Source organism: Serinicoccus hydrothermalis (genome assembly GCF_001685415.1).
Lineage (GTDB): Bacteria > Actinomycetota > Actinomycetes > Actinomycetales > Dermatophilaceae > Ornithinicoccus > Ornithinicoccus hydrothermalis.
This window is the reverse complement of sequence record NZ_CP014989.1, coordinates 2,454,724-2,467,417: the sequence shown is the minus strand read 5'-3', so window position 1 is coordinate 2,467,417 and position 12,694 is coordinate 2,454,724. Positions and strand designations below refer to the sequence as shown.

The 12,694-nt window shown below is 73.3% G+C and carries 12 protein-coding genes; 3 read left to right on the top strand and 9 right to left on the bottom strand.

Annotated features, from left to right (window positions below; all coding sequences use genetic code 11):
* Window positions 1-13: 13 nt before the first annotated feature.
* Complete coding sequence (locus SGUI_RS11480) at window positions 14-2,221, bottom strand: MMPL family transporter (protein ID WP_066640284.1); 2,208 nt, start codon at window positions 2,219-2,221, stop codon at window positions 14-16.
* 71 nt (window positions 2,222-2,292) lie between these two features.
* On the opposite strand from SGUI_RS11480, the gene SGUI_RS11475 reads away from it, so the two are divergent.
* From SGUI_RS11475 to moaA, 3 genes are read left to right on the top strand one after another with little or no spacing between them, the layout of a single operon-like run.
* On the top strand, window positions 2,293-2,784 hold the full coding sequence (locus tag SGUI_RS11475) for a MarR family winged helix-turn-helix transcriptional regulator (protein WP_083190654.1): 492 nt from the start codon (window positions 2,293-2,295) through the stop codon (window positions 2,782-2,784).
* 49 nt (window positions 2,785-2,833) lie between these two features.
* Window positions 2,834-3,367, top strand: coding sequence for a MogA/MoaB family molybdenum cofactor biosynthesis protein (locus tag SGUI_RS11470; protein ID WP_066640281.1), 534 nt, complete (start codon window positions 2,834-2,836; stop codon window positions 3,365-3,367).
* On the top strand, window positions 3,361-4,392 hold the full coding sequence (gene moaA, locus SGUI_RS11465; RefSeq protein ID WP_066640268.1) for a GTP 3',8-cyclase MoaA: 1,032 nt from the start codon (window positions 3,361-3,363) through the stop codon (window positions 4,390-4,392). Before SGUI_RS11470 ends, moaA begins: the two co-directional genes overlap by 7 nt.
* A gap of 29 nt (window positions 4,393-4,421) precedes the next feature.
* On the opposite strand, the gene SGUI_RS11460 is transcribed toward moaA, so the two are convergent.
* The 8 genes from SGUI_RS11460 to SGUI_RS11425 all read right to left on the bottom strand — a co-directional run bounded on the left by SGUI_RS11460 (window position 4,422) and on the right by SGUI_RS11425 (window position 12,687).
* Window positions 4,422-5,294: a GNAT family N-acetyltransferase gene (locus SGUI_RS11460; protein ID WP_066640264.1), complete on the bottom strand. Its 873-nt coding sequence runs from the start codon at window positions 5,292-5,294 to the stop codon at window positions 4,422-4,424.
* Between the two features lie 145 nt (window positions 5,295-5,439).
* Entirely contained in the window at window positions 5,440-7,245 is a 1,806-nt protein-coding gene (locus SGUI_RS11455) for a purine-cytosine permease family protein (protein ID WP_066640262.1), read from the bottom strand.
* 12 nt (window positions 7,246-7,257) lie between these two features.
* A complete protein-coding gene (locus SGUI_RS11450; protein WP_237141509.1) occupies window positions 7,258-8,655 on the bottom strand; it encodes an ABC transporter substrate-binding protein in 1,398 nt (465 codons plus the stop codon).
* 178 nt (window positions 8,656-8,833) lie between these two features.
* Complete coding sequence (locus tag SGUI_RS11445; protein WP_066640255.1) at window positions 8,834-9,073, bottom strand: MoaD/ThiS family protein; 240 nt, start codon at window positions 9,071-9,073, stop codon at window positions 8,834-8,836.
* A 42-nt stretch (window positions 9,074-9,115) separates the two neighbouring features.
* A complete protein-coding gene (locus SGUI_RS11440; protein ID WP_066640252.1) occupies window positions 9,116-9,643 on the bottom strand; it encodes a GNAT family N-acetyltransferase in 528 nt (175 codons plus the stop codon).
* Between the two features lie 213 nt (window positions 9,644-9,856).
* Window positions 9,857-10,630 carry a molybdenum cofactor guanylyltransferase gene (gene mobA, locus SGUI_RS11435; protein WP_066640248.1) on the bottom strand — a complete coding sequence of 258 codons (774 nt, stop codon included), beginning with the start codon at window positions 10,628-10,630 and terminating at the stop codon, window positions 9,857-9,859.
* Window positions 10,631-10,634: 4 nt separating this feature from the next.
* Entirely contained in the window at window positions 10,635-11,777 is a 1,143-nt protein-coding gene (locus tag SGUI_RS11430; protein WP_066640240.1) for a ThiF family adenylyltransferase, read from the bottom strand.
* Window positions 11,778-11,820: 43 nt separating this feature from the next.
* Window positions 11,821-12,687 carry a glycosyltransferase family 2 protein gene (locus tag SGUI_RS11425; RefSeq protein ID WP_157621824.1) on the bottom strand — a complete coding sequence of 289 codons (867 nt, stop codon included), beginning with the start codon at window positions 12,685-12,687 and terminating at the stop codon, window positions 11,821-11,823.
* Window positions 12,688-12,694 lie beyond the last annotated feature (7 nt).

Below are 12,694 nucleotides of genomic sequence, written 5' to 3'. Positions count from 1 at the left end.
CCACGGGAGCGGCTCAGGCCTGCGCCGGCTCGATCTCCTCCGGCCGGTGCCGGCCCGCGTGGTCGACCTTCCGCGGCCACCAGAAGCGCTCGCCCAGCACCCGCACGATCGCCGGCACCAGCACCGTGCGCACCACCAGGGTGTCGAGCAGCACACCGATGCAGATGACGACGCCGATCTGGGCCAGCACCACGAGCGGCAGCACGCCCAGCACCGCGAAGACCGCGGCGAGCAGGATGCCGGCGCTCGTGATGACACCGCCGGTCGCGCCGAGCGCCCGCAGGATGCCGTCGCGGGTGCCGTGCTCGCCGGCCTCCTCCAACGTCCGGGTGATGAGGAAGATGTTGTAGTCGACCCCCAGCGCGACGAGGAAGAGGAAGGCCAGCAGCGGCATGCTCGAGTCGATCGCGCTGAAGCCGAGGATCCCGGTGAACACCCACCACGAGACGCCGAGCGCCGCGCAGAAGGTCGCGACGACCGAGGTCACGAGGATGACCGGGGCGAGCAGCGAGCGCAGCAGCCCCATGAGGGTCACCAGCACCAGCGCCAGGACCAGCGGCAGGACGACGAAGCGGTCACGCACGTTGCCGTCGGCCTCGTCCAGCGAGGTGGCGTCGCCGCCGGTGACGTGGGTGTCGGCATACCCCTCGACCGCGCCGCGGATGTCGCCGACCGCCGCCTCGGCCTCGTCGCTGCCGGGCTCGGACCCGAGCACGACCTGCACCTGGCCGATGCCGTCGGTGGGCTCGACCGGGGTCACCTGGGTCACCCCGTCGACGTCCTCGACCGCCGCCGCGAGGTCGTCGACCTGCGCCTGGTCGCCGCGGGTGACGACGACGAGCGGGTCGGAGGTGCCCGCCGGGAAGGACTCGGCGAGGCGCTCCGCGGCGGTGATCGCCTCCGGCGTCTCGAGGAACTGGTCCTCCGGCGCCAGCCCGCTGCGCAGCTGGGTGAGCCCGAAGGCCATCGCGGCCAGCAGCACGAGCGTCCCGGCGATGTATGCCGCGGGCGCGGCCGCCACCGCGTCACCGATGCGGCGCCACAGCGAGCGCGAGTCGGCGAGCACCGCCTGGCCCTCGCGCGGCACCTGCGGCCAGAAGATCCACCGCCCGAAGAGGACGAGCGCCCCCGGCAGCAGGAGCAGGACGAAGCCCATGGCGACGAGCACCCCGACGGCGCACGCGAGCCCGAGGCCGCGGGTCGAGGGGAAGACGGAGAGCAGCAGGCACAGCACGCCGACGACGACGGTGCTGGCGCTGGCGATGACCGCCTCCGCGGCGCGCCGCAGGGCCAGCGCCATCGCCTCGTGCCGCGAGGAGTGGGTGCGCAGCTCGTCGCGGTAGCGGCTGATGAGCAGCAGCGCGTAGTTGGTGCCCGCGCCGAAGACGAGCACCGACAGGATCCCGATCGTCGACTCGTCCCACGGTATGCCGACCGCCGCCAGGACGTGCGTGGCCGCGCTGGCCGCGGTCTGGTCGGCGACGCCGACGACCGCCAGGGGGATGATCCACAGCACCGGGCTGCGGTAGGTGACGATGAGCAGCAGCGCGACCACGCTGGCGGTCGCGGCGAGCAGGGTGATGTTGGCGCCGTCGAAGACGGAGGCCAGGTCGGCCTCGATCCCCGCCGGGCCGGTGACCTGGGCGGTCACCCCGTCGGGGGCGCCCTCGGCGAGGTCGGTCCGCAGGGTGGAGACGACCTGCTGGGTCTGCGTGGCGGTGGGCGTCTCGATGTCCATGATGCTGATGGCGGCCGTGCCGTCCTCGGAGGGGATGACGGCGAACTCCCCGGAGAGGCCCGGCGGTGGTCCGCCCTGGCCCTCACCACCGGCGTCGGCCGGCTGGCCGCCGCCCTCACCACCGGAGTCACTCGGCTGGCCCTCGCCCCCGCCGCCGGAGCCGCCCGGCTGACCGCCGGTCTGGGGCGCCTGCGCACCCTCGGGCGCGACGTCCTCCACCAGCGTGGCCAGGTCGGGCAGCGACTCCTCGATCCCGTCGTCCGCGGTGAAGAGGATGATGGCCGCCTGGGTCCCCTCGTCCGGCAGCTCGTCGAGCAGCGCCTGCCCCTCGGTGCTGTCGAAGCCGGCGGGCAGGGTGTCCAGCGCGGACGCCGTGCGCTCGGCCTGGCCCACCCCGCCGATGATCGCGGCCCCGAGCAGCAGCCCGACCAGGGCGACGATCCAGGACCGCGGACCGGTCAACGTGGAGAGCAGTCGAGACATCTGGGGGTTGACCTCCGGGGCTAGTCTGGGCCACAGTCGTCAGGTAGATACCTAACTAAGTGAGATATTTCGTGACAGAACGTAGCACGGATGCGGCGGCGCAGGACAGCCGAGAGCCGCAGACCCGGTGGGTCGACGGGTGGGAGCCAGGCGCGGTCCTCGACGCGCTGCGCCGGCTGCTGGACTCCGGGCGCCGCGCGAACCCCGCGCTCGCCCGCCGCGCCGGCCTCACGCATACCGAGCTGGCGGTGCTGGAGCACGTCATGGACGAGCCGGTCGGGCCGACCGAGCTGGCCCAGCGGCTCGGGGTCACCTCGGCCGCCGCGAGCGGCATCGTCGACCGGCTCGTCGCGCGGGGCCACGCGCAGCGCCAGCCGCACCCGACCGACCGGCGCCGCACCGCCGTCGTCGCGACCGACAGCGGGCGGGAGGAGCTCATGGGGCACCTCGTCCCGATGTTCTCCGAGTTGCAGCAGGTGGACGCCGAGCTCACCGAGGAGGAGCGCGAGGTCGTGCTCCGCTTCCTCCTCGCCGCGGACCGGGCGGTCGGCCGCCTGCTGTGACGCGTCGACCGCGCGAGCCGTCATCGCCCACGGCTCTTAGACTGGACCGATGAGCGAGGACCCGCAGACCGAGCCGCGCCGCGAGGGCGCGGTGGCGATCACCGTGTCCGACCGCCGTTCGGACGGGCGACGCGAGGACGAGTCCGGCCGCCTGCTCGTGCAGGCGCTGCGCAAGATCGGGTATGCCGTGACCGAGCCCGTCGTCGTGCCGGACGGGGTGGACAGCGTGGCCGGCGCGCTGCGCGACGCGGTCGCGCAGGGGGCCCGGCTGGTCGTCACCACCGGCGGCACCGGGATGGGCCCGCGCGACCTCACCCCGGAGGGCACCCGCGAGGTCATCACCCGGGAGAACCCGGGCCTGGCCGAGCTGATGCGGCGCGAAGGCTCGAAGCAGACGCCGTACGCCGCCGTCTCGCGTGGCGTGGTCGGCGTCGTCGACTGGCCGGAGGACCGGGGCGTCGGGGGCACGCTCGTCGTCAACCTGCCCGGGAGACCCGCCGCCGTGACCGAGGGGATGGACATCATCAGCCCGTTGCTGGGCCACGTGCTCTCGCAGGTGAGCGGGGGTGACCACACGTGGTGACGCGCGAGCCGCTCGTGGACGGTTACGGCCGGGTGCACCGTGACCTGCGGATCTCGGTGACCGACCGGTGCTCCCTGCGCTGCACCTACTGCATGCCCGAGGACGGCGTGCCCTGGCTCCCCCGGGCCACCATGCTCAGCACCGAGGAGATCGTGCGCCTCGCCGACGTCGCCGTCTCGATGGGGATCGAGGAGGTCAGGCTCACCGGTGGCGAGCCACTGCTGCGCCGCGACCTCGTCGACGTCGTCGCCGGGCTCGCGTCGCTGGACCCGGCGCCCGAGATCAGCATGACGACGAATGCCGTCGGCCTGGCCAAGAACGCCTCCGCCCTGCGCGAGGCCGGCCTGACCCGGGTCAACGTCAGCCTGGACACGCTGCGCCGCGACGTCTTCATCGCGCTGGCCAAGCGGGACCGGCTTGCCGACACCCTCGCCGGCATCCGCGCCGCCGCCGACGCGGGCCTGGTGCCGGTCAAGATCAACACCGTGCTCATGCGCGGCATCAACGACGCCGACGCCGACGTGGTCGGGCTGCTCGACTTCGCCCTCGAGCACGGCTACGAGCTGCGCTTCATCGAGCAGATGCCGCTGGACGCCCAGCACGGCTGGGACCGCTCGCAGATGATCACCGGCGAGGAGATCCTCGACAAGCTGCGCACCGGCTACGACCTCACCGCGCAGCCGGACGAGGCGCGTGGCAGCGCCCCGGCCGAGCTCTTCGACGTGCGGCCGATGGGCGCCGACCCCGACACCGCGCCGCTCGGCACGGTCGGTGCCATCGCCTCGGTGACGATGCCCTTCTGCGGCAGCTGCGACCGGGTGCGCCTCACCGCCGACGGGATGATCCGCAACTGCCTCTTCGCCGCGGGCGAGACCGACCTGCGCACGCCGCTGCGTGACGGGGCCGACGACGACGAGCTGGCCGCGCTGCTGCGTGCCTCGATCACGGCCAAGCTGCCCGGGCACGGCATCAACCAGCCGACCTTCCTGCAGCCGCCCCGGCCCATGAGCGCCATCGGCGGCTGACCCCACCGGACGTCCGGTCTGGCGCTCGCTCAGCCCCGGCGGCGGTCGCGCCGGTCGGGCAGCCGCTCGAAGCCGGCGGAGGTGTACGTCGCGACGCCACCGGTGTTGCTCAGCGGCGTGGCGACGACCGCTGCGGCGGCGCCGAGGTCGCGCAGCGCGGCCTCCCCGGCCAGGGTGACGGCGCGGCCGTGGCCCCGGCCGCGGTGCTCCGGGTGCACCCCCATCGGCTCGACCACCCCGACCCGGCCCGGCCCTGCGGTCCAGACGATGATGCCGGCGACCGGCGCCCCGTCGCCGTCGCGCAGCAGGAGGCAGCGGGCGTCCGCCCACGCCTCGCCCTGCGCGCAGCGGTGCCACCTCGTCAGGGTGTCCTCCAGCGACACGGTGCCGCCGAAGGCCAGCCGGTGGACCTGCGCCCACTGCTCGGCCGTGCCGGCGTCGACGGTCTCGACCGGCATACCGGGATCGGCCACCGGACGCGCGAGGTCGCGCCGCAGCACGGCCCAGGGCTCGTCCTCGCCCCACCCGCGCTCGCCGAGCAGGTCGTGCACGAGCGCGCCGCTCGGGGTCTCGACGGCGACCTCGCCCTCGGGCAGCACCCCGCGGGCAGGCTCGGACACGTCGGCGACGACGCGCTCGGCGAGCTCCCGGTCGTCCTGCGCATCGGGGCGCAGGCCGACCCGCAGCAGGTCCGGTCCGTCGAGCAGACCCACGGCGCGTATGCCCTCGGGCGCGGTCCAGACCCGCAGCGCCGCCGCCGTCGCCTCCGGGCCGTGCCGCCAGAACCAGCCCACGTCGCCGGGGTGGAGCTGGACGGGGGCGCCGGGCAGCTGCCAACTGCGCAGCGCGCCGAGGACCTGCCCGAGGTCGTCCACGCCCGGGGTGGTCAGCCTGATGCTCATCGGCCCATGAGACCCCGCGGGGCGCCCAGCCGCAACGCCTTTGTCCCGACTGCGGTCACCTTCCTGCAACCTCCATCACCCTGTAGGGCGATGGAGGTTGCAGGAAGGTGACCGCACTCGGGGATGTGGGGGCCTTGGGAGAACCTCAGGCCGGGGCGCCGACCTTCTCCTTCTCGCCGCCCTCGCCGCCCTCGTCCGGGCTGCCGGCATCGGCCTTGGCCGCCTCGTAGGCCTTGCGGTCCACCACCTTCCCCCGCTGCAGCTCCCAGTAGGCGCAGACGAAGTAGACGATCGTGCCCGTGATGGCGATCGTGTAGAAGGTGTTGCGCTGCGTGAGATAGGTGTAGATGTCCGGGCTGTCGAGGAAGACGATGAAGGCATACACGAGGATCACCAGCAGCGCCAGCATCCAGATCCCGCGCAGCACCCGGGTCACCGTCGTCGTGTCCTTGACGTGCCCCGGGAGGGACTCCGCCTGCTCCCGCTTGTATGCCTGCACGCGTTCGAGGAAGAGCTCGTGGTCCTCGACGTCCTCGGTGTAGTCCTCGGCCGCTCCGGCCCGCTTCGCGAAGAAGACGTAGAGCAGGCTGGCGATGATCCACGCAGGCACGAAGGCGAAGTACGGCGAGATGATCTGGGTGAGGTTGATGAAGACGCCGACGCCGAACGCGATGCCCCAGGCGAGGATCGCGGGCATGTTGGTGACGCCCTTGTAGCGGGCCCAGTACTCCGTCAGGCCGAACCGCGGGAAGAGCTTGTGCTCGGCATACACGATCCCGCCCACCGGGGCCAGGAGCACGCCCGCCCAGGTCACGAGCGGAGCGTAGTTGCGGTAGACGAACGGGAAGCACGCCACGACCACGACGATGACGCCGACGATGAGGGTGGCCCGGCCACGCGACAGCGAGGGGAAGACGCCCTGCGTCGCCAGGCCCGCGCGGTAGAGGTTGGCGTTGGCGGTCGTCCACCCGGCGACGACGACGGTGACGTAGCCGGCCCAGCCCAGCGCGACCCAGGAGACGTCCCCGGGCGACAGGACGGTGATGCTCGTCAGCGTGAGCGCGGCGGTGGCGGCACCCATGAGACCGGCGGAGAACCACGCGACGTAGTGGCCGAAGAGCATACCGGTCGAGGTCATGAGACCGTGCCAGCCCTTCTTGGCATACCGCAGCAGCGCCATGTCGATCATGCCGGCGTGCGCGAAACTGTTGGCGGCCCAGGCCAGGCCGGCCACCTCGATCATGCCGATGCCCTCCTCGCCGCCGGGCGTGACCCCGGTGAAGACGGTGGCGCCGGCGATGTCGACGAACTCCCGGAAGCTGCCGATCTGGGTGACGCCGGTGACCGACTCCGCGACCGCCGGCAGCAGCACCAGGCCACCGACGGTGAACATCACCGCGAGCCACGGGCCGCAGATCGTCGCGAACTCGGCCAGCGCGTTGAAGCCGAAGACGGCGACCAGCACGGCGACGATGCTGAAGGCCACGACGAGGATGACGAACCCCAGGTGCGTCGGGTATGCCTGTTCCTGGGTCGGGATGCCGATCACCCGTTGGACGGCGGTCGCCGAGACGGTGAGCATCGCGGCCGAGATCACCGAGAAGACGATCGCGTTGGCGAGGTTGTAGATCTTGGAGATGGAGCTGCCGCCGAACCGGAGCAGGTAGGTGTAGACGCTCAGCCCCACCTCCCGCGCGACCGGCGTGGTGATGAGCCAGAAGGTGAGCACGGCGAGGGCGTTGCCGATGAGGAGCCCGATGAGGACGTCCCAGATCCCGGCCCCGAGGATGACGAAGGTCGCGCCGAAGACGAACTCGGTGCCCGCGACGTTCTCCGCGGCGTAGAGGCCGGCGAAGTGCTTGGCCCCGTGCTTCTCGTGCTCGCCGACCGGCAGGAGCTCGGGGTCGGTGCTGGCGATCTGCTGGTCGATCTGCTCGACGGTGCGTGCCATGGTGGCGTCCCCTCAGTCCTGGTCCTGCTCGGCGAGCAGACGGGTCTGCTCGATCGTCTCGTCCGCGACCCACTGGGATCGCTCCAGCACCTCGTCGAGGCTCAGCTCGCCCTCGATCGCGGTGGAGTACTGCTCCCCGACGGCGTTGCCGAGGCTCTGGAAGGCCGGCACGTCGACGTACTGCATCCCGATGTAGGGGACCGGCTGAGTCGTCGGCTCCGCGATCTGGGAGGTCTGGATCGACTCCAGTGCGAGGTCGGCGAAGGGCGCGGCCTCGGTGTAGTCGGGGTTCTCGTAGAGGTCGGTGCGGTTGCCCGCGGGCACCGCCGCCCAGCCCTGCTCCTGCGCGACGAGCTCGGCATACCCCTCCGACGTCGCCCAGGTGATGAACTCCTTGGCGAGCTCGGGCTGCTCCGAGCTGGCGGGGATCGCCAGCGCCCAGGCCCACAGCCAGTTGCTCGCGCGGCCGGCGTCGGTGCCCGGCGCGAAGGCGAAGCCGACGTCCTTCGCGACCGACGAGGTGTCGGGGTCCGTGACGAAGTGGGCCGCGGTGGTGGCGTCGACCCAGATGCCGCACTCCCCGTCCTGGAAGAGCGCGAGGTTCTCGGTGTACCCGGCGTCGGCGACTCCCTCCGGCGCCATCCCGGCGAGCGCGAGGTAGGTCTCGCTCGCCTGGCGCCAGGCGTCGCTGTCCAGCTCGGGGCTCCAGTCCGGGTCGTACCACCGGGCGCCGTAGGAGTGCGCCATGGCGGTGACGACGGCGGTGTTCTCGCCCCAGCCGGGCTTGCCGCGGACGCAGACGCCGGCGGTGTCGGTCTGCTCGTCGATCGCGGTCGCCGCCGCCACGACGTCGTCCCACGTCGGCCGGTCCGACATCTCGACGCCGACCTCGTCGAGCAGGTCGGTGCGGTACATCGTGAACGTCGACTCGCCGTAGAAGGGAGCCGCCTGCAGCGTGCCCTCGTGGCTCAGCGCGTCCGCCACCTCCGGGATGAACGCGCTGGCGTCGAAGCCCTCGGGCATGTCGGTGAGCGGGGTCAGCAGCTCCTGGTCGGCCCAGACCTGCGCCTCGTAGGTCCCGACCGTCGCGACGTCGAAGCGTCCGGCACCCGTGCCCACGTCGGTCGTCACCGTCTCCCGGAGCTCGTTCTCCCCCTCCCGGACCCACTCGATCTCCACGTCCGGGTGCTCGGCGAGGAAGGCCTCGCTCATCTCCTGGAGCGTGTCGAGGTCGCCGTTGTCGACCACGGCGATGGTCAGCGTGTCACCGGCGGTCTGCTCGTCACCGCCGCCGCACCCGGCGAGCAGCAGGGCTCCCGCACCCGTGAGCGCGACCACCTTCGAGCGGCTCCCCTGCGCTGAGGCGGACCGGACGTCCCGGACTCGTCGCATCTGTGACTCCTTCGTCATGGCGCTCACCCAGCAGTCCTTGCCGCACAGATGAGCGCCCCTTCAGTGCACATCTGAGACTGTCAGTCAAACCCCTGTGTGGTGATTCGTCAAGGGGAGGACGCCCGCGTCGAGGCGTCGGGGTGCGTGCATCCGGGGTCGCCGGAGTGGTGCCCGCCCCGGCCGACCTGCGGTTCTGTCAGCCGCCGGCGAAGGGCGGCAGCACGTCGAGCACGGCGTCGTGCTCGAGCCGCAGCTGCGGGTCGGAGACGTACTGCCCCTCGTGCAGGACCGAGCTCAGGGCCAGCACCCGGGTGAGCTCGGCGCCGTGCCGCTCGCGCAGGTCCGCCAGCAGCGCCCCCAGGTCCTCGGCGTCGACCCGCTCGCTCTCGGTGCCGGCGGCCTCGGCGGCCCCGGCGAAGTACCTCACCGTCGCCATGACGCCAGTCTCGCAGATCACCCGGTATGCCGCCGCCCGCGATCACCCCTGCCGCAGGTCACGCACCCGGCGGCGCTCGAGCAGCTCGTGCCCGCCCCGGCGGTCCAGCTGCGTGCCGCCGTCCTCGAGCCAGCCGTGCCGTTCGTAGAAGGCGGCGGCCCGCTCGTTGCCGGCGAGCACCCAGAGGTGGGCGACGGCACACCCCTGGGCGCGCAGGTGCTCCTCGACGGCGACCAGCAGCCGGTGCCCCAGTCCGGTGGACCAGAAGCGGGGGATGACGTACAGGCCGTAGAGCTCGCCGTCGTCCGGGCGCTCGGGGTCGTGCGCCGGCCCGGCGACCGCCCACCCCGCGACCAGCCCGTCCACCTCGGCGACCAGGTCGACGACCCGTGGGTCGTCATGCAGCTCGGGCCACCGCCGGCGCCTGTTCTCCGCCTCGCTGGCGACGTCGAGCGCATGGAGCAGCGACGACGGCAGGAGGCCTGGGTAGGCGCCCCACCACCCGGCGATGCGCACGGTCGCGACCGCCTCGGCGTCCTGCGGCGTCGCGGGTCGCAGCACCACGTCCATACCGCCCACCCTGCCAGAGGGATCAGCCTGGCCCGGCGCTACTGAGAGCCGGTTCGTCCTCTCTGGGCCGGTTCGTCATCTGAGAGCCCCCTCGAACAGGCTCAGATGTGACGAACCGGCGGTCAGTGCGAGCGTCACCGGCTGCGTGACGTCTCGTCCAGCACGTATGCCGCGGGCTGGGCGGCACTCACGGGCACCCCGTGGCCGCCCGCCTCATCCACCAAGGGCTGAGGACCAACGCTCCAGGTCGTCGGGGGTGTCGATGTCACCGAGCTGGGCCGCGTCGAGCTCGACCTCCCGCCAGCGCAGCGGGGAGACCAGCGCGCGCACCGAGGCGCCCGCGTCCCCGTCGAGCGCCGCCCGCGCGGCCTTCAGCGCCGACCGGCGGTAGACGGCCAGCAGCCATTGCGACCGCCCGTCGAAGCGCGGGCATACCGCGTCGACGTCGTCCCCCAGCTCGCCCACGGCCTGACGCAACGCAGCGAGTACCTCTGCCGCGCCCGGCTGGTCGACGGCACAGACCGCGACCCAGTCCGGACGCAAGCTATGTCCGGTTGCGTCACCCCGCCGGGCCCCCTCATGTCCGGTCGCCTCACCCCGCCGGGCCCCCTCATCCCCGACCGGACACCCCGGACGTCCGGGGTGTTCGGTCGGTGAGGGGGGCGGGCCGGTCGGTGAGGGGGGCGGGGCGGTCGGGGGCGGGGCGGCCGGGGCCGGGACCGGAGGCATACGGGCCAGGGCGTCGAGGCCCGCGCCGATGCCGGCGACCGGCCCACCGCCCGGCGGGTCCTCCACCGTCCGCCGGACACCCTCCGGCACCGGCGTCTCCCCCACCACGACGACGCGGCCGCCGAGGTCGGTCGCGAGGATCCGCGCCAGCAGGGTCCGGCCACCCACGACGATCGCGGCCTTGTCGCGACCGCCCAGCCGGCTGCCGCGACCGCCGGCCAGGACGACGAGGTCGACGGGGGGTGGCGGGACGGGCATGGGCTCAGTAGCTGGGCAGGCTCGGATCGACCTGCTCGATCCAGCCCAGGATCCCGCCGGTCATGACGCTGACGTCCTCCCGCCCCAGGCGCACGAGGTGCGCCGCCGCACGCTGCGCCCGTGGGCCGGCCTTGCAGTAGACGACCACCGGCCCGTCCGGCAGGTGGTGGTCGACCTCCTCCCAGCTGAGCACCTCCCCCACCGGCACGAGGAGCGCACCGGGCACGGTGCCGAGCTCGTGCTCGGCCGGCTCGCGCACGTCGAGGAGGGTCGGGCCACCGGACGCGACGCCCGGGAGGAGGTCCCGGACCTCCTGCGGCGAGACCTCGGGCAGCGGCACGATCTCGCGGACGTGCTCGCGCTCCACCGGCCGCACCACCGCGCCGACCGGGCGCAGCGGCACCTCGCGGGTGCGCTGGGAGACGGCGTCGATGAGCAGCACCCGCCCGACGAGCGGCTCGCCGAAGCCACAGACCAGCTTGACCGCCTCCGCCGCCATGATCGAGCCCACCTGCCCCACGAGCGCACCCAGCACCCCCGCCTCGGAGCAGCTCGGCACGTCCTCGGGCCGCGGCGGCACCGGGAAGAGGTCGCGCAGCGAGACCGCGTCCTCGATCCCCGGCACGAAGGTCGACACCTGGGCGTCGAAGCGGAGCACCGCGGCCCACACCAGCGGGATCCCGAGGGCGACGGAGGCGTCGGAGACGGCATACCGCGTCGGGAAGTTGTCGGCCCCGTCGAGCACCACGTCGTGGCCGCGCAGCAGCTCCAGCGCGTTGTCCGCGGTGATGCGGGTATGCCGGACCTCGACCGAGACGTCCGGGTTCAGCCCCCGCACGAAGCCGGCGGCGGACGCGCCCTTGGCGGTGCCGACCGCGTCGGAGCGGTGGATGACCTGCCGCTGGAGGTTGGTGACGTCGACGTCGTCGTCGTCGATGATCGTGAGGTGCCCGACGCCGGCCGCGGCGAGGTAGGACAGGACCGGGCTCCCCAGGCCACCCGCCCCGACGACCGCCACCCGCGAGGCCAGCAGCCGGCGCTGCGCCGTCATGCCCATCCCGGGCACGAGCAGGTGCCGGGAGTAACGCGACACCTGCTCGGGCGTCAGCGCGGGCCCGGGCTCGACGAGCGGGGGGACGGCGGTCATACCTCCAGTGTGCCCCGTGCCGCTCTGCCGCCCGGACCTGGCCTCAGCGGCGGGGCGGATCGGCGATCCGGCCGTTCGCGTCGCGCCGGATGGCGCCCTCGCCGACGAGGCGGGTCAGCCACGGGTGGTCCGGCTCGGCGCCCCAGCGCTCACGCCACGACTCCACGTGGCGCCGGGCATACCGCGCCTCCTCCTCGGGGGTGGGCGGCTCGGTCGGCTGACGGTATGCCTCGGCTCCCCCGACCCAGGCCATGGAGCCGCCGGCGCGCCGCAGGCACCGCGCGAAGTCGGCGGCCTCGAGGCCCGGCCCCGCGTAGTCGGAGCAGAACCCCCCGACCGCGGCGTAGTCCTGCGCGCTCACCGCGAAGCTGGCGGGGGAGAACAGGTGCAGCCGCTCCTCGACCCGGACCTCGCCCGGGGCCAGCACCGGGGCACCGGGGGCCCGCCGGCTCAGCTCGTCCAGCTTGCGCAGCGGGTAGCCGACCGCCGGGTTGTCGACAGGGGGCAGGCGCAGCACGGGCGAGCACCACACCACGGGACCCTCGGGCAGGTCGGGGTCGTCACGCTCGGCGACGGCGCGGGCATACCGCTCGAGGGTGCGGGGACCGGGGATGACGGCCGAGTGGAGGAAGACGAGGACGTCGGCGCCGGCGTCGACGGCGAGCTCGGCGGCCAGGTTGCGGGCCGCGGCGTAGGGCAAGGCACGCCGGTCGGTCTGCACCGGCTTGACGATGGTGCGCCACCGGTCGGTGCCCAGCGGGAGTCGGCCACGGGTGAGGTCGCGGTCGCCCATGGAGATGACGACGTGGACGTCCGGTGGTGTGGTGCCGACCGAGAGACCGTCGACCTGGGCCAGCAGATGGTCGTGGTGTCCACGCGACATGGTCAGCACAGCAACGGTCCCTGGCACGGCCGTA

Excerpts from the sequence above, each read along its gene's own strand:
- SGUI_RS11480 (WP_066640284.1), bottom strand. The coding sequence starts at position 2,221 with ATGTCTCGACTGCTCTCCACGTTGACCGGTCCGCGGTCCTGGATCGTC.
- SGUI_RS11470 (WP_066640281.1), top strand. The coding sequence starts at position 2,834 with ATGAGCGAGGACCCGCAGACCGAGCCGCGCCGCGAGGGCGCGGTGGCG.
- SGUI_RS11460 (WP_066640264.1), bottom strand. The coding sequence starts at position 5,294 with ATGAGCATCAGGCTGACCACCCCGGGCGTGGACGACCTCGGGCAGGTC.
- SGUI_RS11455 (WP_066640262.1), bottom strand. The coding sequence starts at position 7,245 with ATGGCACGCACCGTCGAGCAGATCGACCAGCAGATCGCCAGCACCGAC.
- SGUI_RS11450 (WP_237141509.1), bottom strand. The coding sequence starts at position 8,655 with ATGACGAAGGAGTCACAGATGCGACGAGTCCGGGACGTCCGGTCCGCC.
- SGUI_RS11445 (WP_066640255.1), bottom strand. The coding sequence starts at position 9,073 with ATGGCGACGGTGAGGTACTTCGCCGGGGCCGCCGAGGCCGCCGGCACC.
- SGUI_RS11440 (WP_066640252.1), bottom strand. The coding sequence starts at position 9,643 with ATGGACGTGGTGCTGCGACCCGCGACGCCGCAGGACGCCGAGGCGGTC.
- mobA (WP_066640248.1), bottom strand. The coding sequence starts at position 10,630 with ATGCCCGTCCCGCCACCCCCCGTCGACCTCGTCGTCCTGGCCGGCGGT.
- SGUI_RS11430 (WP_066640240.1), bottom strand. The coding sequence starts at position 11,777 with ATGACCGCCGTCCCCCCGCTCGTCGAGCCCGGGCCCGCGCTGACGCCC.